Below are 22203 nucleotides of genomic sequence, written 5' to 3'. Positions count from 1 at the left end.
AAACACAGGGTCAATACTAGCCCGATGATTAAGCTAAATTTCGCCATACTGTTCACGCTTAGTGATTTCTAAAGCTTCGAGGCTCGGCCAGCGGCAGATGCTGTCAATCTCAAATCTAATTGCACCTTTATACTGTTCGTCTATGATTTGGTGGTAAATGACATCGTCCGACAAATCGCAATGTAATTGAGAGAGTCTTTCAATAAAAAAACTATTGTGTTTGATCCCTGTAGAGTTGGTGGACCATAGATATACTTCTTTATATTCAGGGTAGTTATCATCATATATTTGAATTACTTGCTGAATAATATTGGTACTGAATGCGTGAGTAGGATGTGTGGATTGTATGACTATGTCAGAGAAACTAAACTGACCCTTGTCGTCTGTCACTGTCTCATCCCACACGCCTTCTTCAGTCACATTGAGGTACAGATACCCACGACGCAATTTGAGTCCGGCCATTGGCTTGCCGTGAAGCACTATACTGCCTGACACAGCAGGGAATACTTCGACATCGACCGCTTTTTTAAACATTGACAGCATAGTTGAATCCTTGGTGAAAGCATGGCTCGCCAGCAGTAAAAAAAGTGCGGCGCCAAGCCCTAACAATCCTTTGTATCGCATAATATGACGACTCTTACTTAGGTAGCCTGCGATGATGTTGCTTTTAAAAATGCTCTCACCCACACACGGTGGCTTTCAGTAACGACTGCTATTGGCAACGACAGCCTTTTACAACGAACACTTTTTGTAATTAACACTTTGCAACAGGCCAAAACGGTAAAGATATTGATGCTGTTATGGCAAAAATATGCTCAATATTTTGCGTGAACAATTAATTTAAGTAAATAATTCTTTGGTATAAATAATCAACATTTACTTTTAACTATTATGTTCAACCTTGTTGGTCGATATATATTATTAGCTTGATTTTTTATTTGTTATTAACGTATTTGCAATCAATGTCGTTAATGTGTCAATAACAATGTTTTTATATCGTTGATGCTTGTTTAAATTAAAGATATTCAAAAAAATTTAAAAGTATCAAACTTGCACCACAGCATTAGCGCGTTGCTGATTGGCTTCTTGAATGGTGAACATTGGCCAATGGCACAGGCTATCAACCACCAGTATTTGGCCGTCATCGCCGATGATATTGTGCCGCTGCTGTTGCTGATTTAAGTCACCATCGAGCATACCTAAACGTTGCTGGAAATGACTGATATGCGATCGCCCGATAGACTTAGCTGACCACAAATAACGGTCGTGGTACTCAATAAAGCGATTGTCGGCCACTTCAATAATTTGATGCGTGATGGCGTTATCAAGTTGATGAGCAGGCAGTACCGATTGGATGCAGTGTTCACTAAAGTAAAAACGGCCATTGATGTCGGTAGTGGTTTGCTCCCACACACCTTCTTTGGCCACACTGACATGGTAAAAACCGCGGCGGATTTGTAAACCTTTGACGGGCTGATTGTGCAAGCATAAACGCCCAGCAGTGGCGGGAAATATTTCGACCTTGGTGCGCTTACTAAATAAGCTCAATAGTTTTCTCATAATAGATTTCAACTCAAGCATAGCGATGAATATTATTTCCATATTGATTTGGTCAGGATCAAATATGGGTCGCTATTTATCTCAATCTGAATATAAAAAGTAAATGATGAATTGGTCTATTGTTTATCAACGTTTTGATTGATGTGCTATGGGGTGTATTTAATCTAAATGCTGTTGTTTGGGGTGTAGTTAACGACTAGCTTTCGCTATTAAATAGCAGTTTTATAGGCAGAGGTGACAATAAAATAATGGCTTAGAATCTATTGCTAAAAGCATAAAGTCAGCAACTTTTCAGCGCTGACTTTGCTTATTAGTTTGTTAGGCCTAGTGGCTAGCAAAATCGCTAGCGGCAATAGCTAACTAGACGTCTTAAAGTATGGGCTGCGGCTATCACGTGTGGCTCTTGTTGTTGCAATAACTGCAGTAATTGCATGTCGATAGCGTCCGCTTGGGGCGAGCTAAGTGGTGGATGTTGGCACTGACGAGTGAGTCGCAAACCTATGTCAGTCACTTGACTCATTTGATTGGCTACCTCGTTAATATCTCCTAGGCGTGGGTGTTCAGCAATCAGCGTCAGCAGTGGTTGCTGATTAGCTTGCCATTGAAGCAGTAACTGCTCCATGGCTGCCAGCGCCTGTTTAAGTGGTGCGTCTGCTTGTTGCAACTGCTGCTCAATGGCGATTAGCGGCAAGCTCTCTACTGCGAGGTAGTCAACAAAGTGATCTAGCGGTGCCTGCTGATGATACAAGTCTCGCTGATAGTTAATATGGTGGCGAGTATAGTAATGAGCAGGCTCTAGTGCTTGGGCCAAAATGTGTAATGGCTGGGCGTCGGCTGGCGTTGATTTTTCGCCAAGTAGTGCTTGCCAGCCCGCTTGCTGCTGCGCCTGATGCTGCAAACCAATAACCTCAGCGCCATAATGTTCCATGTCGGCAAGGCGCTGATACATGGCGGCTTCATCGGTTTGGTCTTTAGCTGACCAGAACCGCTCTGCAATGACATATAAACGTGGCCAGATGCGCACATCAATGTTGTTAGCGGTAATGAGCTCAGCCCATATGGTTGCTTCTCCGCCAAGGGTATTGGTGAGGCTTAAAGGGTGAGTGGCAGGGGCTAAGTGCAGCTTGTCTTGCGCCAGTTGATTAGCATCTTTTTCGGCTGTCAGTTGTCCGCTGACAGGGTAGTAACTGTTACCGATAAAAGCAAAACCAGTGGCGTTTTGATGGTCAGCTAAATCCAACTCAAAAGCCACCGGCCCCATCCAAGTGTCGAGTGTCAACGCCACATTTGTACCTTGCTGGCTGACACTCACTTGGCGGCTAAACTTGTCATTAAGACGCACATAGGCACTCGGGCTATCGGCGGCTATCAGTAGCCCAACGCTTACCGCGCTGCCCTTTAACCTTGGGATAGTAAGCTGCCAATATTGCGCTTGCTGTTGCGGCGCAAATTTAGGCATGGCGAACGGGGTGCGTGGTGTCAATTCATTACGATAATGGTAACTAGAGTACTGCGGTTGGTCGATGTAAAAGCCCGTTGATAATAATCCTGGGTGACCTGCGGCGGTGATCTTGGCTAATGAGTCCATGCCTCGCCAGGATTGTACCAGCGTATCTTTAGGTAACTGCGGGTGAAATACTTCATCCCAACCCATCATTTTACGTTGATGCTTCGCTAAAATTTTGCTGATACGCTGGTTAAAATAGGCATGCAAATCTTCGCCATCTTCGAAGTCATTGTCATGCATAAACGCAACAATGTTAGGGTTATTCAACCACTGTGTGGGTGGCACTTCATCGCCGCCTATATGCAAATAGGGATCGGGAAATATCGCCGCTAGTTCTGCAACGAGTTTATCGACAAATTGATAAACATCCGGGTTGGTGGGGTCGAGGATAGGTTCAAACACCCCCCAATGGCGCTCCATCTCGTAGGGGCCCGGTTGGCTCATTAACTCTGGATAGGCCACGGCAATGGCTGAAGCATGGCCAGGAACATCCATTTCAGGCACCACTCTAATACCACGGGCGGCTGCGTAGGCGACAATCTCTTGCAGTTGCTGCTGATTATAAAACTCACCGTCGGCTGCGAGCTGTGTCAGTTTCGGGTAGTGTTTTGATTCAAATCGCCAGCCTTGGTCGTCGGTTAGGTGCCAATGTAATACGTTAAGTTTGGCTGAGGCCATACCGTCAATTTGACGCTTAATAGTGTCGATAGGCATAAAATGGCGGGCACTATCTATCAGTAAACCGCGCCAAGGATAGCGAGGCGCATCTTCTATCTGCACCCCTTGAATTGCCATTAGGTTACGCTGGGGATACAGCCATTGACTAAGTGTACTCAGGCCATGGTTGACTCCGAGCTCATTGGCAGCGCTTATTTGGATTTGTTGTTGGTTAATGTTAAGCGTGTAGCTTTCATCATCGCCGAGTTTCACCGGCCGATGAGCCTGACTTGTTTGCTGAGTTATCTGCAGTTGTGCTTGGTCTTTCGCAACCTGTGTCAATTGCACAGGGCGCTGCAATGCCGATGACAGTTGTTTGGTGAGTTTGAGCGTTAACGCTTGTTGTTGCTGTGCAGATAAGCCCAGGCTTGCCCACTTGATGTTATCGCCGAGTTTAAGCTGTGCTGTGGTGACTGTCATCGATTTTGGTTGCGGCATCAAGCTCGCTGCGGGAGATATCTCTGCAGGCATCGCAGCTGCATGGATTGGCAGTGCCAGTATTGAAACTAGTAGGCCAATAGTGAATATTGCTAGGTTCATGAGTAACTCTCTTGTACGTCGTTTAATGGGGATAAGCATTAGGAATTTACCGTCATGAGATCTTGCATGGCGGCACTGGGTATAATCGCGCCGGGGTATTGAATCACTCTGCCAGCCAAGCGGTGGGCAAATTGCGCCGCTTGCTGCACAGGCTGCTGTTTGAGGCGTTGGCTAAGGTAACCGGCAGCAAAGGCATCTCCGGCAGCGCAGGTATCCACCACGTCACTCATCTTGTCAGTGGCAATGGTTTCTTGGCCGTTGGCGGTAATGACCACACAGGGCTCACCGCCTTGCTTGATCACCACTTCAGGGATCTGCATTGCCTGAGTGCGGGCGATGATCTGCGCTAGGTTTTGCTCGCCATATAGCAAATACTCATCTTGATCGGTTAACAGAGCGATATCAGTCAATTGCATGATTTGATGGTAATAATGCCGCACATGACTATGCTGCCATAATACCGGGCGATAGTTGTTGTCGAAGACGAGCTTGCCACCTTGTTGTTTAAAGTCGGCGATACAGCTTAATAAACGGTTTTTAGCCAGATCGTTCAGGATCGCTAAACTGATCCCGCTTACGTAAAGGTAGTCAATCTGCCCGCTGCGCAAGCACTGCTCAAGTGGGGTATCGGCTTCGTTAAAATAAGCGGTGGCAGCGCTATCGGCACGCTGGTAGCTAAACTGGCGTTCGCCATGGGTATCTAGTTGGATTTGATAGCGGCCGGGCTTTTTATCGCTTAAGCGGGTGACCAGTTGTGTGTCTAAACCTTCATGGCACCAAGCGTTCAGTAATCGTTGGCTGTCATCATCAGTACCTAGTGCAGTGGCATAGGCGACATTGATGTTATTAGCGCTCACTCGGCGCAAGTAAACGGCGCTATTTAGGGTGTCGCCGCCATAGCTAAACAATCCACAAGGTTCGCCTTCTAACATGCACTCGCCAAAGAACACAATCTGAGTCATGACGCCTGTTCCTGTTCCATTTGTTCTCGTTGCTGGCTGAGAATGGCCAAGGCTTGTGCTTGGCTGACACCGCAAGCTGGCGTACATAGGCTGACGATGATGCCGCCCAGTAATGCTGCCATAAGCGATGGTAAAATTGGGTTGCCCCAGAAGCTAAGCCAATGTGGAATTTGGGTAACCACAATGGCGGTTAGGCTGCCCAAAATGAGGCTAGCCATGGCGCCTTGCCAATTAAAGCGCTGCCAGAAACGGCCAAGAATAGAGCAGCTACATAAGCCTGACATGAGTACCGCAATCATGGTGGTGATATAACTGATAATGTTATCTGAGCTCAGGGCCAGTAGTAGGGCCAAAGCAATGGTCATTGCTAATGCGATGCGTGAAAGCAGCACCACCTGATTGGGGGTAGGCATTTGCCCTCTAACTAAATAGTACAGATCTCGCAGTACCACGCTCACCGCGGCAATGGCATCTGAGCTGGCGCTGGACATGGTGGCAGAGATACCGGCGATCACAATTAACGCACCTAGCCACAATGGCATGATGTTGAGCGCAATATGCGGGAAAGCGAAAGAGGCGTTGTTAAGTTCAGGGCTGGTGGCAAATGCCGCCATGCCGATAATGGCCGGAATGAAAGAGAAAAACAGGTACAAAATGCCGGAATAGGTAAAGGATTTTCGAATAGAGCTGACATCGCGACCCGAATAAATACGTTGTCTAAATGAAGGAGTAGCTAATACGCCAACCATCACTGCAGCGGCTAACGACAGCGCCGGAATGATGCCGATTTTTTCGGTGGCAAATAGTGACAAATTCTCTAATGGCTGCGCGGCAAGCATGGGCTGCCAGCCGCCAATAAAGTGAATGGAAAACAGCGCCATGAGGATAAAGCCTGAAAACAAAATTAGCGCTTGAATGGCATCAGTCCACACCACTGCGGTGTAACCACCAATAATCACATATAGCGTAAAACTGAGGGCGACAATGACCTTGGCCCAGCCAATGTCGATATCCATCAGCCACGCGAGATACATGCCGCCGCCAATAATATGCGCGCCCAACCAGCCGATACTGGCAATAAAAATGATCACAGCAATGAGATTTTTGATCTGCACTTTGGCGCCCACATAGTAGGCAAGCTCCTCGCTCATGGTCATAAACTTTAGTTGGCGTATTGGTGCAAAAAGCCAGGCCAACAACAAGATACCTACCGCGCCGCCCAAACCATATAAAGTGCCAGCCCAGCCATTGTTATAGGCAAACCCGACCGCCCCCATGGATGAACCTGTGCCCACCATGGTTGCCACAGTGGTGCCTAGCGTTAGTAGTAGAGGTAAATTGCGCCCGCCCAATAAAAACTGCTCGCCACCGCGCTGTTTGCGAGTGACAAACCAACCGATGAAAATCATCACCGCGATATAGGCAGCGAATGACCAGATAAACATGGTTTCCATACTTGATTACCTTTAGGTTTTCTTATTGTTGATGGATAAAGTTATTGGACGAACATCGTGGTGATTACGCCTGCTTAAAGCAGCGCACGTCGACTTCGACCTTACAATCGACCACTAAATCAGCCACCATGCAGATCCGTGCGGGTGGGTTATCACCGAAAAATTGCTTAAACACTTTATTGAACGATTGGAAATAACGGGCGTCGGTTAACACCACGGTAACGTGCACTACATCTTCTGCGCTATAGCCCGCTTCGCGCATGATTTCAAAACAGTTTTCAATGGCAATAGTGGACTGTTCAATAATGCCACCTTCAACCACTTCGCCATCACGCATTGGGGTTTGCCCAGAAACCATTAACCAGCCACCGGCTTCCACTGCGCGAGAAAAGGGCAGATGCTGTCCACCTGTGCCAACGCCACCTTCGGTGCCAAAACGGGTAATTGTCATTGTGTACTCCTTGATGCTTGTGAGCGCGGCAAAATGGCAGCGCTGTCATTTTTTGGGTTAGTAAAAGATCGTGTTAGTAGTTGTCCCGCCCTCACTTGCAATGCACCTTGTGCTTGCTGGTAGCTTAGCTGGCCATTGACCCAGACTTGCTCAATCCCGGTCGCCGCCTGTTTGGGGTTTTCGTAGCTGGCACTGTCGTTGACGGTTTCAGGATTGAACAGCACTAAGTCAGCAAAATAACCCGCGGCAATCTTGCCTCGTTGAGCCAAGTTAAACTGGCTGGCGGCTAGGCCGGTCATTTTGTAGATGGCTTCAGATAGCTCGAAACACTGCGTTTCGCGCACATAGTGACCCAATACGCGTGGAAAGGTGCCCCAAAGACGCGGATGTGGGTGCGGATCGCAGGGCAACCCATCTGAGCCAACCATAGTGGTTGGTTGCGACAAAATATGGCTGACATCGTCATCACTCATGCAGTGGTAAACCGCGCCTGCAGGCTGCAATCGTTTTGCACTCTCGGTGAGTGATAATTGCCAAGTGTGGGCGATATCGGCTAGGTTTTGCCCGGCCATTTCTGGGTGTGGGGTTGACCAAGTGATGAAGATGTCAAAATCGTCAGTCACTTGATTGAGATCTAAGGTGCTTGAACTGGCAGTATAAGGGTAACAGTCACAGCTCACCTGCTGGTGTTGCTGCGCGTGGGCCAAATGCGCCACGATTTCTGGTGCACGTCCCCAGTTATCGACGCCTGCACATTTAAGGTGTGAAATGACCACCGGCACCTGGGCGGCTTTGCCCAGATCAAAAGCTTCGGTCATGGCATCGAGAATACCCGCAAACTCAGTGCGTAAATGGGTGGTGTAGATTGCGCCATAGTCGGCTAAATCTTGACTGATATAGTGCACTTCTGCCGCGCTGGCCGCTTGTGCATTATGATAGGCAAGCCCAGTGCTAAAGCCGAGCGCCCCTTGGCTGAGCGCTAAATTGAGCTGGGCGCGCATCTGCTGCATCTGCTCAGGTGTAGCACATTGAGTTAAATCATCCATTGCCTGCCAGCGCAGCGTAGTATGGCCGACCAACGCGCCAACATTCACAGCAGGCTGTGCCTTGGCAATGGCATTGGCATAATCAGCAAACGTGGCGTAAGTAAAAGCGTGATTGTCGCCAAGTAGATTAATTGGGTCCGGCAACGGCTCATCGTCAGCCAGTGCCGGACTTGCACTGATACCACAGTTGCCAACAATGACACTGGTGACCCCTTGAGATAACTTGCTCTGCATGGGTTTATCGCGCATGACTGCAAGGTCGTCATGGGTATGAACATCTATAAAACCTGGGGCTAGCGCTAAACCGTGGGCCGCAATAACTTGCGCAATTTGCAGATGCTCACAACAGCCAACATGGACAATCTGATCACCACAAATGGCAACATCAGTGTTTATTGGCGCAGCGCCAGTACCATCGAAAACTTGGGCACCTTGGATAACCGTAATAGCGGCAGGCTTAACCTGGGTTATCATAGCGCTAATCTCCCAGCGGCAAGCGACCATCGTTTTGGCGATGATCATCAAGGTGCAGTTTAATCCGGCGTAGCTTCTCGCGGGACTTACGTTGGTTGATGACTGCGACTTCACTGGCCAAAATATCAATGGCCGCCAGCATCACGTAGCGTGATGAGCTGGGCTTGAAAATGTAGTCGCTTTCATCGGTTTCAATCGGCAGGTGGACATCGGCCAACTCTGCTAATGGCCCTTGTGGGCAAATGGCAATCACTTTGGCGCCATATTCTTTGGCAATGGTGGCACTGTGCTGTACATCGGGGCTCACGCCACCTAATGACAAACATAGAATCACATCTTGTTTTTCCACGGTGGCGGTGGCCATACGCATCAACATAGGATCGCTATAGGCATTGCTCATCACTTCGAGTCTAAATAGTCTGTGGTGGCACTCTTGCGCCATGATGCTACTGCCGCCGCCCACCCCTAAGATCAGCAATTGTCTGGCTTGAGTGACGAGCTGACAGGCCGTTTGAATGCTCTGCTCTTCAATCAATCCTGCGTTACGAGACAGAGCATCGTGAATAGATTGGTAGATAGCGGGAATGTCTTTTTTTTCTACCTTAGTGTCTGAGGTGAAGCGCTCGCCCACAGCACTCGATTGGGCCAACTTGAACTTTAAGTCGCGTACATTAATACAATCTAGCGCCTTGGCCAGCCGGGTAATACTGGCATGACTGACTTGTATTTTGTCGGCCAGCTCGCCTATGGGGGCGTGCGCGGCATAATTAAGGTTAGCGAGAATAAACTGCGCGACTTTTTGCTCTGAGGGCCTTAGTGCTGGTAGTCGCTGTTTAATGCAGCTAACAATGTCCATGCGGTGGTCGGTTGTGGTTGTCATTAGAAGTGAGTCTCAATAATTTGGTTAACACAATAGTTGTCATCTTCCATGCCGACAAAGCGCCACTTATCGAGTGTCAGACATGGGTGTGAAGTACTAAAGCAGATGAGATCGCCAACTTGGATATCACTGTCTTGGGGGACGCTCATCATGCAGTGTTGATCCATGATGCGTACCACCTTCCAGTTTTGATTCACTGGGGTTGGCGCACTTTGTTGTGGTCGATAATGCAGCTCTGGAGTGGGTAAGCCGGCGTCAAAGGCGGCATCACGTTTACCTAGGCCGATGATTGCCATGCCCGCTTCAGGGACCGATTGCACATAGGCCCACAGTTGCAGACTGCTGGTTAGCTCGGCATTGATGTCACAGGCTAATGTGCTGCGAGCTAAGACTTGTTGCTGTGCATCTTGGTAGATGCCGGTGTCGTGAATTAAGTAACATCCCGGGCGAATAATGGCGGTTAAGCGCTGCTCAGGATCGTGCTTTATCAGGTGCTGGCTAACAATGTCGTACCAAGCTGAGCCAGCGCCGGTAATGATAAAGTTTTTCTGCGGCGTGAGGCGTTTGGCCAACTGTTTTGCTAATTGCACACTTTGGTCAACAAACTCGCCAATATCGTTAGCCGCATTGTCTCCATGGATCACACCTTCATAAAAGGCGATTCCGGCCAAGTTTAGCGCCGATGATTGCGCGATAAAATCGGCTAATTGGTGAGCTTGCTGGTGCTGACGAACTCCGCAACGACCACCTGTCACCCCCAGCTCGATTAACACATTGACGTTGAGGTTTAGCGGCGCAAAAAAATCGTTGATGGCGCCCAAATTAGCCAAACTATCAGCAAACACATACAGCTGACCTTGGTGCTGACGTAGCACGTTAGCGACAATAGCAAAGTTATGTAAGCCAACGAGTTGATTAGCCAAGATGATGTTTTGCACGCCCGCATGGTGGGCACTCACTATTTGTTGCGCGTTAGCAACGCTCATACCCCAAGCCCCACTGGCTATTTGTGCTTGAAATAAAGCCGGTGCCATAGAAGTTTTGCCGTGAGGTGCAAGTTGTACGTGAGCGCTGTCGGCAAACGATTGCATCCATTGCAGGTTCTGCTCGATAGCACTGCGTTTGAGGGTGGCTGCCGGTAAACTCAACTGCTCTGCGAGGATCTGCCAACCTTGTGCCAATGTATTGAGGTTGCCCAGGCCTTTATGAATACGATTTGGCGCATTGCCAGCGGCTTGCTGTGCCAAGTTTTGCGGGTCAAATTGCATCGACATATCCCTTGTTTATGGTGGCTCTCGCTGAGCAAATTATTGAGTTTTCAGCTGAAACAGGTTAGGTTTAGCTTATGTTATAAAATAACACAAAGCAATAGCATTTGGTGTTACTATGTAACTTAATCAATGAGCGTCTATTAGCAATATCGGTTGTTTACGGGGTTATTTAGACTTAGAACAGCTGGCAATATCACTACAATCAAAGGGCAAATCACCACTATGGGATTAACAATAAAATTCAAACTTGTCGCGGGCATTAGCGTGTTAGCCAGTGCATTATCAGCACCTTTGTCTGCTCATCAAACTGACATCAGTGAGTCGCTTAAAAGCCAAGACTGGGTTGCCGCTGGCACTTTTACTCAGGGAGTCGAAGGCCCCGCAGTGGATAAACAAGGTAACTTATACGCGGTTAACTTTGGTAAAGAGGGCACCATTGGACGAGTAGATAGCAATGGTCATGCGAGTTTGTATTTGAGTTTACCTGAAGGTTCTATTGGCAATGGTATTCGCTTTGATGCAAAACAAAATATGTATATTGCTGATTATATGGGACATAACATTCTTAAAGTGGCTGCTAACAGCACTGAAGTGAGTGTTTATGCCCACAATGCTGATATGAACCAACCCAATGATATTGCCATTATGGATAATGGTATTTTATTTGCCAGCGATCCTAACTGGGCCGAAAGTAGTGGCCAATTGTGGCGTATCGATACCCAAGGTCAAACACAGCTGTTAGAGCAAGCGATGGGCACCACCAATGGCATTGAAGTCAGCCCAGACAATCGCACTTTGTACGTCAATGAAAGCGTGCAGCGTAAAGTTTGGCAATACGATCTCAGCGCCGAGGGCGAAGTCAGTAACAAACGCCTACTGATTGCCTTTGATGACCATGGACTCGACGGCATGCGCACTGACAATCAGGGTAATTTATACATCGCTCGTTATGGTGCTGGCGTGGTGGCGGTAGTATCACCAGCAGGTAAGCTCATGTATACCATTGAACTCACAGGTCAGCACCCGACCAACGTTGCGTTTGGTGGAGAAGATGGCCGTGATCTCTATATCACCATGCAAAAACGCGGTGCGATTGAAAAAGTACGCGTTGCCAATGCTGGGCGTAATTTTAATTAAACTGCCGGGCCGTGATTAGGGCATTCAACTACCATTGCGGCCAATTACCACCAAATCATTACAATTTAATGACCAAATCCTGATTAATTTGGTCAACTAATGACAGTGACCTAAAGCACAAAATTGACTTGTTTATTTTATCTGCAAAAGCTTGGCTTAGATAGAGCAGGTTAGACCGCCATTTTGGTGTTCTGCAACCTATTTTACTTGTTGTTAAATAAACAATTAATGTTATTTTAAGTAAAGTTTGACTGTTTCCTCTATTGCCTGCTAGAAGCCGCCGTTATCCCAATACCCATCACATAATTAAGCAGATGCTAAAGCGATAATCTGTGATTGATCGCACACCTTGAAACTACTTGTTCTGCCTCTTTAGGTGTATACATACGATAAATCGCATATGCAATATTGTGTATATGAAGTTTGCCAAGGGTGATGATATGAGCAAAAAAATTCAAATAAGCCGCCGAGCTTTATTAAAGTCTAGTGCGGCGACAGCGGCGCTATCTGCTACGGGTTGTAGCACGACAGCGGTTGAGCCAATGGTTGAAGCCATTGAAAATGAGTTACCAAAATCTGATGCGTTGACGGGCACCGGTAAGTGGGTCGGTACCACTTGCCAAGGTTGTACCTCATGGTGTGCCAAACAGGTCTACGTGATGGATGGCCGCGCGGTCAAAGTGCGCGGCAATGTTAACTCTCAGGTTCACGGCGAGTCGAGCTGCCCACGCCAACACCTTAGCTTACAGCAGGTGTATGACCCCGATAGAGTGCGCACTCCGCTTATACGTACTAACCCTAAGAAGGGCCAGCAGCATGACCCGATGTTTAAGCCCATTTCTTGGGATGAAGCATTGGATTTGCTGGCGGATAAAATCATTAATTTACGTAACGCCGGCGAAGCCAATAAATACGCCTTGCTACGTGGACGCTACTCGCACATCAATGAGTTTGTTTATAAACATCTCACCAATATGATTGGCTCGCCCAATAATATCTCTCATAGTTCAATTTGTGCTGAAGCCCATAAAATGGGGCCCTACTACCAAGATGGAAACTGGGGCTATAACCAATATGATGTCGCCAATGCCAAATTCATTCTGTCGTTTGGCGCTGATCCCATCGCCAGTAACCGTCAGGTTTCTTACTACTCTAAAACTTGGGGTGATGCCTTAGATCAGGCCAAAGTGGTGGTGGTGGATCCAAGACTGTCAGCGTCGGCGAGTAAAGCCCATAAATGGATCCCTATTGAGCCTGCCAAAGACAGTGTTTTGGCGCTAGCTATTGCCCATGTCGCTTTGGTTGAAGGCGGTTGGCATAAGCCATTTGTGGGTGACTTTAAAGACGGTAACAATCAGTTTGTTGCTGGCAAAACGATTGCTGCAAGCCAATTTGATGAAAAGTATACCCACGGCTTGATTGAGTGGTGGAACTTAACGCTTAAAGATTGCACGCCACAGTGGGCGGCAGAGCAAACGGATATTGACCCACAAACCATTATCAGTATTGCTAAGGATATGGCGGCGGCAGCACCAGCGGTGCAGGTTTGGACCTCACGCGGCGCCGTCATGCACACTCGCGGGACTTACACCTCTTTTGCTTGTCATGCACTTAATGGCCTATTCGGTGGTATTGATAATAAAGGCGGATTGTTCCCTGCCAATAAAATCAAGTTGCACAAAAGTTTCCCTGATTCGAAACCCTATCTTGATGATATCGCTAAAAAGACGGTTAAGAGCCCGAAAATTGATCAGCGTGGCACCTTGGCGTTTCCTGCACTTAAAAAGGGCAAGTCGGGCGGTGGCGTGATCACCAGCAATGCGCCAAATGGCATGCTAAGCGCCGATCCTTATGAGATCAAAGTGATGTTGGCTTATTTCAATAACTTCAACTTCTCTTCGCCAGAAGGGCAGCGCTGGAATGAAGCGTTGAGCCAGCTGGAATTCATGGCGCATATCACCACCAATATCTCTGAGTTCAGCTGGTTTGCTGACATTATCTTACCTGCTAACCACCATATGTTTGAAAAATGGGGGGTATTAGATTCGATTGGTAACGGTGTTCATCAAGTTTCAGTGCAACAACCTTCTATAGACCGCTTGTGGAACACTAAGGATGATGAGTCTGAAATTCCTTATTTGCTAGCGAAAAAACTGGCGGAAAAAGGCTTCGACAAGCCTTGGCGATACATCAACGAGCAGTTACTCGATCCTGAAACTCAGCAACCCGCAAAAAATGAGCAAGAGTTCGGTAAATTGTTGGTGCGCTATGTCACCGCGCCACTTTGGCAACCGGGTGCAGACAAGTACGGTGAAGACCTAGGTTCGTGGGACAAGTTTGTAGAAGCCGGTGTGTGGAATAGCCACCCATACAAGCTCAAGACGCGCTGGGGTAAGTTTAAAACCGAAACCAAGCAGTTTGAGTTTTACAGTAAAACCTTAGAGACCGCCTTAGGCAAACATGCCAAAAAACACAGCGTCAGTGTTGATGAGGTGATGGCGGCTTGTGAGTATGAGGCCCGCGGAAAACTGGCGTTTGTGCCCCATTATGAAGCGCCGTATCGGTTTGGTGATGCGAAACAATATCCGCTATTGCTGGTGGATCAAAAGTCACGTCTCAACAAAGAAGGGCGTTCAGCCAATACCCCTTGGTACTACGAATTTAAGGATGTCGATCCAGGCGATAAGGTCGAAGTGGATACCGCTAAGTTGAACCCGATTGATGCTCAAAAGCTGGGTATCAAAGATGGCGATAACATCATTGTGAGTAGTCCGGTGGGTCAGCTGAGCTGCACAGCGGCGCTGTGGGAAGGGGTTAGACCCGGCACAGTGGCTAAGTGTTTTGGCCAAGGCCATTGGGCCTATGGACGTCATGCCAGTCTGAAGTTTGGTAGCCAAGTTCGCGGTGGCAATAACAACGATATTATTGCCGACAGATACGATAGGCTCAGCGGCGCGTCGGCCTTCTATGGTCATATCCGTATTCAAGTCAGCAAAGCCTAAAGGAGCATATTATGAAATTAGGAATGGTCATTGATCTTCAAAAGTGCGTAGGCTGCGGCGGATGCGATTTAGCCTGTAAAACAGAAAACAACACCGCGGATGGCATTAAATGGTCGAATCATATCAACGTCACTGAAGGTCGTTTCCCTGACGTGAAATACAGCTATGTGCCGACGCTATGTAACCACTGCGATAACGCCGCTTGCGTTAATGTGTGCCCAACTGGGGCGATGTACAAAGACAAGCGCGGCTTAACATTGCAGGATAACGATAAGTGTATTGGTTGTATGAAGTGTGTACGGGCGTGTCCGTATGGCGTCATCAGTTATAACCGACAAGTGCCGCATCGTGAGTGGCAAGATGACAGTGTGTTGGTGCCTCAAGGTACGGCGTCACCACATTTATTACTTAAGCAAACGGGCAGCAAAACCACCCCGTATGTTAATCCTGAACGTGGAGACACTTATCCGCAGACGCGTCCACGCAGAACGGCAGAAAAGTGCACCTTGTGCGACCACAGATTAGATCAGGGTTTGTTGCCTGCTTGTGTGAGTGCTTGTCCATCTGGGGCGAGGGTGATTGGCGATTTAGCCGATCCTAACAGTGAAGTTTCGCGTCTGATAAAGATGCATGGCAGCAAACAGATGAATCTGGAGGCTGGCACCCAACCGAATGTGCATTACATTCGCAGTTTCAATGTCAAAACTATCTATTAAGCTTTAGGGCTTTTGTGTCACTTAGACCTAACTTGTCAGATTCTGGCAAGTTAGGTTATTTTTTACATAAAATCATGGGGCGATTTTGGGTATCGCCAACAGCGTTCAGTTTACTCAAAGGGGTGGCAATTAATGCTTGGTTTGCTGAATAAGTTTCGTTGAGCACTTGCTGTGCCCACTGCGGCAAATTGGGATTAATTGAATAATAGATCCATTGCCCTTGGCGACGATTAATCACTATCTCTGCCGTTTTTAGTAGTGCTAAGTTGCGCGAAATTTTCGGCTGCACTTCATCCAGTGCCTCACTAAATTCACACACGCACAACTCACCTTCTGCCTTGAGCATTAACAAGATGGAGAGCCGAATTGGATCGGATAGAGACTTAAATAGAGTGATCGGTGCTAACTGCATGTTGGTTCGTCAATTTATTAAGTGATTATTGGTGACTACGTTGCGCTGTACCGCTGCGGTAGTCAATCTAGCCTAAGAAACGCTACCGTTAGGTCAATGTTACTTAGGCATTGCTTACAAGGCAACTGTCATCGACAGCAGCCTTGGCAGCGAGGTTATTTTACTAACTTGGCAAGGTCAGCCGGACGATAATAGACAGATTTTAGGACTTTGCCTTGGCGTACGACTTTACCATCCATATCGACGTCTTTAGCGCATTTAGCAATGATAAAATCGCCTTTGCTGCTGCCGACAATCTCTACCCCTTGTTTAGCATAAAACTCAACGGTTTCAGCCAACTCTTGCTCATTGCGACAAACTTTACTCATGTTGCTTGAATGTACTTCATCCCAGCAAGTGATGAAATCAATGTCGCGATTCTTGGCAACGTGTAGCAACAGATCAATCAGATAGCTGATCTCTAGACGATCGCTAACTTGGCTGGCACCTAAGTGCACTAAACGGCCCATTAATACGTAAACCGAATCGACAATGGCATCGGCCTGCTCTACACGGCAATCAGCTTCAGCTAATTCTGTTAACTCTTCAATCGCCAATGACGTATGCAGCGTGTCGGCTTGATCATCTAAGCTGCTAGGATCTTCAATTGGCAGATCGAAGGTCGAGCGAAACTGATGGATATCAGCATAAAGGTGATCATAGATAGGTTGAGTCAGTGCCGTTAGTTGCATGGTGTAAAAGCCTTTGAGCGGAAATCATTTAGGGGCAGATTTTAAGGGATAGCCGCAATAATTGAAAGGCACATGCTCGCTTTATTCACCAAATAGAGGTGTTGAGCAATTCGTGTTTATGCTCATTAAGTGCATAAACAATACGATTAACGCCTTAGCAATGAATTTTTAGTGATTAATAGCTGATAACGCCAGTATTCATGCGGGTTGCAGGCTAGCGTTGATTGGACAAGGTTGTTGCTTATATGTAAACATTGCTGGCTATTTAATACCAAAAAATAACAATAATAGGATTGACCATGGCAGCAGGATCCCCGCCTCAGGAAGAGGTTACAACGCCACAAGCAAGCAATAAAAAACACCGCACTCCCTCTTTGATAGATGCACTGACTCCTATGTTGGCATTGGTTGTCATGTTGGCGATGGCGGTGTATCTATTCTCATCCGACAGCTCTGCTGGCGCCAATCAAATCGCGCTGATTATCGCCGCATGTATTGCCATGATTGTCGGTGCCAAAAACGGCTATAGCTGGGCAGAGATGGAAAAAGGCATTGTCAAAGGTGTCGGCCTCGCCACAGGCGCGTTGTTGATTTTGTTTTCCGTCGGGTCGTTAATTGGCACTTGGATATTGTCCGGTACGGTGCCGACCATGATTTTCTATGGCATGAAGCTACTTAACCCTGAATACTTCTATGCGGCATCTTGTCTGCTATGCGCGATAGTCGCGCTCAGTATTGGCAGTTCTTGGACTGTGGCAGGCACCTTAGGTATTGCACTTATTGGCGTGGCGAGTGTGATGGGCTTAAGTGTCGAAATCGCGGCGGGCGCCATCATTTCTGGCGCTTACTTTGGTGACAAAATGTCACCCATGTCTGATACCACTAACTTGGCTCCTGCTGTCGCTGGCAGCGATCTTTTTGCCCATATTCGTCACATGGCCTGGACCACTACCCCCAGTATTATTATTGCGCTTATCGGCTTTGTCTTATTAGGACTCAGTGGCGGCAGCACTCAAGCTGAAAACGATCTGCAGCAAACTATGGCGGTATTACAAGCGCAATATCAACCGAGCATACTGCTGTTGTTACCCTTACTGGTGGTGTTACTGCTAGCGTATAAAAAGATGCCCGCTTTTCCAACGGTGATATTAGGTACGTTAGCCGGGGCAGTGTGCGCGTTAGTGTTCCAATTTGATGGGGTGCTGGCATTAGCCAACGACAGCAATTTACCTATGCTGCTGGCGTTGGTTAAAGGCTTGTGGGTTGCCATGTTTGACGGCTATGTGGCCAACACCGGAAGTGAGGTTTTAGATAACTTACTTAGCCGCGGCGGTATGAGCAGTATGGTGACCACGGTCTGGTTGATTATTTGTGCCATGGCGTTTGGTGGCGTGATGGAACGCACAGGGCTTTTGCAACGGATACTACAAAGCATCATGCAGTTGGTCAGCTCTGGCGGCAGTCTGATTATGACGACTTTAGTCAGTGCGATTGGCGCCAACTTAGTCACCGGCGATCAATACATTGCGATCTTGCTGCCCGGTAGAATGTTGAAAGTGGAGTACGGCCGCTATGGCCTAGCGCCGGTGAACTTAAGCCGCGCATTAGAAGACTCTGCCACCATCACCAGTCCACTGGTGCCTTGGAATACCTGTGGTGCCTACATGGCCAGTACATTGGGAGTCGCGACGTTGGCTTATCTGCCATTTGCGTTCTTCAATCTTGTCTGCCCACTGATCAGTGCCGCCTACGCCTACTATGATTTTAAAATTGTTAAGCTCACCGCCGAGCAACGTCAAGCGCTACAAGCCATCACACCGGCGTAGCGCTTTCCTGTATAGGTGGTTAAGCTCGCTATTGTTGAGCGAGAATATGTTTATCGATTTCGCTCAACAATTGCTGAAACTGCGGCTCCGCCACTTGCAGGGCAAAGCTGGGGTGATCTTCAATTAGCGATCTTTGCAGCACACCTTGATTGATCGCTTGAATAAGGAAGCGTTGGCTTTGCGAGCTGTCATTCGCACTGGCATACAACATCGCCAATGCCAAGCTATCGCTGCCTCTGTCTGAGCCGCTTGCCTGCTGATTGAGATAATGGCTAATCAATTGTTGCCACTTAGCCGCTAGCGTCGCATCTTGCTGCCACACAGAGTCACTTTGAGTGCCTACGTGGCAGAAAAATCCCAGTAGCTGACCTTGTTGCTGACGCTGCGGGTTATTCGATGCGCTCAGAGATTGTGCGAGCTGCTGAGCGAGTTGATAGTCGCCTAAGTAATAGTGTGCTTGGGCTAAGCCATAGGTAAACGCCAAATTTGCTTGGTTAGTTGGCTTAGTGAGTAGTTGTTGATAGTGACTGACAGCTTGTTGATAAAGGCCTTGGCTGATATACCACTGACCCATGCTGGTACTGGCAAGCTGCGAGTCAGGTTGTAGCTGCAGCGCTTTATTGAGCACCCCTTCAGCCTGCAGATATTGGTTAAGAGCAATATAAATAAGGCCGCGGTGTACTAAGTTAACCGAGTGATTGCTATCAAGTTGCAAGGCTTTGCTATTCCAGCTGAGCGCTTGTTTTAGCTGGCCTATCTCTCGGTATAAGTAACTCACGTTGGCCATCGCTTCGGCAAATTGGCTGTGCTTATCAAGCGCTTTGAGGTTGGCATTTATCGCCTTAACTAGCCAACCCTTGTTGTAGTACGCCAGTCCTAGCGATTTGTAGCCTAGGGCCAAATCGGGCTGCAGTGCAATGGCTTTATACGCCGCATCAATCGCCAAGGTTTGCCATTCAGTAGGGCCATTAAATTGGTATACCCCCTGGCTATAGGCGTCGGACAAACCCGCATAGGCTTCGGCTTTTTGAGGGCTGAGGGCAATAACAGACTGAAATAGGTCGATGGCATGCAAGTTATCTTCTGCACGATAACGATGGTAGTAATCGAGGCCTTTTTGGTAGAGCTCGTTGTCGAAGCTATGAGCTGTGGCACTTTGGGCGGTGGTTTGCTGGGTTTTTTGTAGGGGGACGCTGGCAGACATTAGCAGTGCCACACAGACAAATAGCATCAGTAAGGTTAGTAAACCCAATGAGGTCATTTTCCAGTAAAGCGGATAATTGCTGCCTTTACTGGGACTAATATGAGTATCTGTGGCTAAAGCTAGCCGACTGGATTGACCGGTTTCTGCTATGGGAGTGGCATCGACGTTGGCAATAATGCGATAGCCACGTCCGCGAATGGCCTCGATATAGCGCGGCGCCGCTGCATCATCTTGCAGCGCCCGGCGCAGCAGTTTGACCCGTTGCTTTAAGGTTTCGTCACCAACAACCGCATCGGGCCACACTGCGGCAATCAATTCGCGCTGACTGACAATCGCTGGCGAGGCTTCTAATAATACCCATAGCAAACGATAGCTAAGCCATGGCAATTTTATCTCTTCACCTTGTTGGTTAACTAAGGTACCCAGCTGGGTGTTGAGGGTGAGATCCGCAAACTGATAACGAATATTGATAGTGCCGTCCTTAAGCATTTTATTATTGTTTTTATCGGGCGTTATTGAGGAATTAATCCCCACTTTACTTAGCTTTCACCAATTATCAATGGCTTTCACCAAGCTTCACCGTCTATTACTGCGGCTTTCACCAATATTCAACTTCAATATTTTTCAGTTAGTTAAGCTAGTAGCAGGATAAAAGCAGCCATTACAGGCTTGCGGATGATAGAAGGCGAGAAGAGTAATGAAAGCGACGCTGGTGTGCGGATATTTGGTGAGTGACTGTTTAGTTTGGATAGTAAATTGGTTGTGGCAATGGTTACTGCTGCCTTTGGTACTGATTGGCTAGCAGAGTTATGCTGGAAACTATCCAGTATGCTTTACCATTCGAGGGTAAAACATACTGGAAAGGCCGTTTGCTAGTTTACACCGGCATTGGAAAGTAGCTTGGGATTGGTGACTAAGTTACGCACACCGTGGGCATGATCTTCATCAAATACGTTACCTGTTAACCATTGACCCACTGAGTGAATGTCTACTTTCATGACTTGAGGACGGACACTCCAGCTAACTTGCAGTGGTGAGGCTTGCTCATTAAAGCTTGGCCCTGTTGTTGAGCCGGCATATTCAATGGCAGTGCCAGTATCATTAGGGATATTTAATGCTTGATGGTAGCCATTACGTTGGCCTAATTCAGTTAAGGTCATAAAGTTAGCGGCATCGGTGTCATTAACGAGCACAAAAACTTGGGTTTCCACTCGTAGCTGTGGATTGGCAATTGATTCGCTTAAACAAGCCCCTAGGGTTGGCCCAGGTGTTACATCGGCACTCGAATGAACGTAGTGTACTTCAATGGTGTCACCAGGGTTTAAGGCGTGTTTTTCACCCCCAATAATACTCGATATCGGAGTAAGTTCCTTTTCGCTCAGTTCGCCTGCATAGACGTATCCTGAGTGATAACCTTTGCCGTCACCATTACCCGCATATTGAGTAAATTCACCACCTTGGTGCTCAGCGTTCTTATGGAAATGAATGTTACATAGATTCATCTTGCTATAGTGAGGTGCTGCAGCAAATGTGCGTTGATTTTCGCCTGCTAGGTTATCAATGTTTCTCGGGGATTGGGGGCCAAATCCTTGCCCAGCAGTATTTGCCGCTAGTGCTGCTCGCTGGGCTTCAATAACACTATCTGCAACTGGCTGCTGAGATGAGCCAGCAAAAGCAGATAATGGCAAAAGCAGCGATATTGACGAGGCAAGAATTATATTTGTCTTCATGAGTTACCTTTTTAAATAAAGTTAATTACATTTCCTTTTTATAATTTATTTGACTTTGTCGGCGATATCAATGTTTGCTAATTAATAATTCGTCATCATTTTTCATCTATATAATGCTATCTTAAGGTAGACTATTGGCCTTGGTTGTAATATGGGGTTTTCATATGTTTTAAAGGTTTTTTGTTTGTTTCACTTTTAGTTGTTGAAACCTGTGTGTACTGGTTGTTGTGATTGTATCGCTCTAGACTAAACATCTTTTAATATAGGTTTGTTTTTATGGTTTTTATTAGTTGTATAAATTTTATTAACTAAGTGAGCATGATTAAACCTGCTTAATTTGTATCAGCAGATGAAAACTATTGACGTGAATTGTTACTGACGTCATCTGGGAGCCTAGTGGCATATGCCCGCTACTGCACAAGACAGCCACTACACAAGACAGCCACTACACAAGACAGCCACTGCACAAGATAGCCACTGAACTAGCTAGTATGTCGCTGCTACTTTCTAGCTGACAAAGGCTGGGGCAGAAATTCGGCGTTAACGGTTTTGTTGTCGAGGACTTCACTTTCCTGCTATTGAG

At 47.3% G+C, this 22203-nt stretch carries 17 protein-coding genes; 4 read left to right on the top strand and 13 right to left on the bottom strand.

Going from position 1 to position 22203, the window contains the following annotated elements; genetic code table 11:
* Positions 1-33: 33 nt before the first annotated feature.
* The 9 genes from FLM48_RS19810 to FLM48_RS19770 form a co-directional block, all read right to left on the bottom strand.
* On the bottom strand, positions 34-687 hold the full coding sequence (locus FLM48_RS19810) for a DUF6795 domain-containing protein (protein WP_179025858.1): 654 nt from the start codon (positions 685-687) through the stop codon (positions 34-36).
* Between the two features lie 357 nt (positions 688-1044).
* On the bottom strand, positions 1045-1560 hold the full coding sequence (locus FLM48_RS19805; protein ID WP_157577591.1) for a DUF6795 domain-containing protein: 516 nt from the start codon (positions 1558-1560) through the stop codon (positions 1045-1047).
* Positions 1561-1903: 343 nt separating this feature from the next.
* On the bottom strand, positions 1904-4324 hold the full coding sequence (locus tag FLM48_RS19800; protein ID WP_179025857.1) for a family 20 glycosylhydrolase: 2421 nt from the start codon (positions 4322-4324) through the stop codon (positions 1904-1906).
* 38 nt (positions 4325-4362) lie between these two features.
* Positions 4363-5286 (bottom strand): sugar kinase, encoded by a 924-nt coding sequence (locus FLM48_RS19795; RefSeq protein WP_179025856.1) that lies wholly within the window; start codon positions 5284-5286, stop codon positions 4363-4365.
* Complete coding sequence (locus tag FLM48_RS19790; RefSeq protein WP_179025855.1) at positions 5283-6740, bottom strand: sodium:solute symporter family protein; 1458 nt, start codon at positions 6738-6740, stop codon at positions 5283-5285. Before FLM48_RS19790 ends, FLM48_RS19795 begins: the two co-directional genes overlap by 4 nt.
* 64 nt (positions 6741-6804) lie before the next feature.
* Complete coding sequence (locus FLM48_RS19785; RefSeq protein ID WP_028773906.1) at positions 6805-7191, bottom strand: RidA family protein; 387 nt, start codon at positions 7189-7191, stop codon at positions 6805-6807.
* Complete coding sequence (locus FLM48_RS19780; RefSeq protein ID WP_179025854.1) at positions 7188-8711, bottom strand: amidohydrolase family protein; 1524 nt, start codon at positions 8709-8711, stop codon at positions 7188-7190. The genes FLM48_RS19785 and FLM48_RS19780 overlap by 4 nt, the downstream gene beginning before the upstream one ends.
* A gap of 4 nt (positions 8712-8715) precedes the next feature.
* Positions 8716-9591, bottom strand: a complete 876-nt coding sequence (locus FLM48_RS19775) for a MurR/RpiR family transcriptional regulator (RefSeq protein ID WP_245608448.1) — start codon at positions 9589-9591, stop codon at positions 8716-8718.
* On the bottom strand, positions 9591-10859 hold the full coding sequence (locus FLM48_RS19770) for an amino acid deaminase (RefSeq protein ID WP_179025853.1): 1269 nt from the start codon (positions 10857-10859) through the stop codon (positions 9591-9593). The genes FLM48_RS19775 and FLM48_RS19770 overlap by 1 nt, the downstream gene beginning before the upstream one ends.
* A gap of 225 nt (positions 10860-11084) precedes the next feature.
* On the opposite strand from FLM48_RS19770, the gene FLM48_RS19765 reads away from it, so the two are divergent.
* The 3 genes from FLM48_RS19765 (at position 11085) to arrB (ending at position 15717) form a co-directional block, all read left to right on the top strand.
* Positions 11085-11999 carry an SMP-30/gluconolactonase/LRE family protein gene (locus tag FLM48_RS19765; protein WP_179025852.1) on the top strand — a complete coding sequence of 305 codons (915 nt, stop codon included), beginning with the start codon at positions 11085-11087 and terminating at the stop codon, positions 11997-11999.
* 440 nt (positions 12000-12439) lie between these two features.
* The gene (gene arrA / locus FLM48_RS19760; RefSeq protein WP_179025851.1) at positions 12440-15001 is read left to right on the top strand and encodes an arsenate respiratory reductase molybdopterin-containing subunit ArrA; all 2562 of its coding nucleotides are present in this window, start codon (positions 12440-12442) and stop codon (positions 14999-15001) included.
* Positions 15002-15012: 11 nt separating this feature from the next.
* Positions 15013-15717, top strand: coding sequence for an arsenate respiratory reductase iron-sulfur subunit ArrB (arrB, locus tag FLM48_RS19755; protein ID WP_179025850.1), 705 nt, complete (start codon positions 15013-15015; stop codon positions 15715-15717).
* A 55-nt stretch (positions 15718-15772) separates the two neighbouring features.
* Here arrB and FLM48_RS19750 read toward each other — a convergent pair whose 3' ends face one another.
* Together FLM48_RS19750 and FLM48_RS19745 are read right to left on the bottom strand one after the other, a co-directional pair.
* A complete protein-coding gene (locus FLM48_RS19750; RefSeq protein ID WP_179025849.1) occupies positions 15773-16129 on the bottom strand; it encodes a metalloregulator ArsR/SmtB family transcription factor in 357 nt (118 codons plus the stop codon).
* Positions 16130-16284: 155 nt separating this feature from the next.
* Positions 16285-16860, bottom strand: a complete 576-nt coding sequence (locus tag FLM48_RS19745; RefSeq protein ID WP_028773914.1) for a nucleoside triphosphate pyrophosphohydrolase family protein — start codon at positions 16858-16860, stop codon at positions 16285-16287.
* Positions 16861-17159: 299 nt separating this feature from the next.
* Here FLM48_RS19745 and nhaC point away from each other — a divergent pair, with 299 nt between their 5' ends.
* A complete protein-coding gene (gene nhaC / locus FLM48_RS19740) occupies positions 17160-18686 on the top strand; it encodes a Na+/H+ antiporter NhaC (protein WP_179025848.1) in 1527 nt (508 codons plus the stop codon).
* Between the two features lie 28 nt (positions 18687-18714).
* Here the strand turns inward: nhaC and FLM48_RS19735 are convergent, their stop codons facing one another.
* Positions 18715-20379 (bottom strand): transcriptional regulator, encoded by a 1665-nt coding sequence (locus FLM48_RS19735; RefSeq protein WP_179025847.1) that lies wholly within the window; start codon positions 20377-20379, stop codon positions 18715-18717.
* 383 nt (positions 20380-20762) lie between these two features.
* Complete coding sequence (locus FLM48_RS19730) at positions 20763-21620, bottom strand: delta-class carbonic anhydrase (RefSeq protein WP_179025846.1); 858 nt, start codon at positions 21618-21620, stop codon at positions 20763-20765.
* Between the last annotated feature and the right edge of the window lie 583 nt (positions 21621-22203).

It is taken from the genome of Shewanella sp. Scap07 (assembly GCF_013394145.1).
In the GTDB taxonomy this organism is placed as follows: Bacteria; Pseudomonadota; Gammaproteobacteria; order Enterobacterales; family Shewanellaceae; genus Shewanella; species Shewanella waksmanii.
The sequence above is the reverse complement of the archived record's forward strand: the minus strand, read 5'-3'. Positions and strand labels throughout refer to the sequence as shown.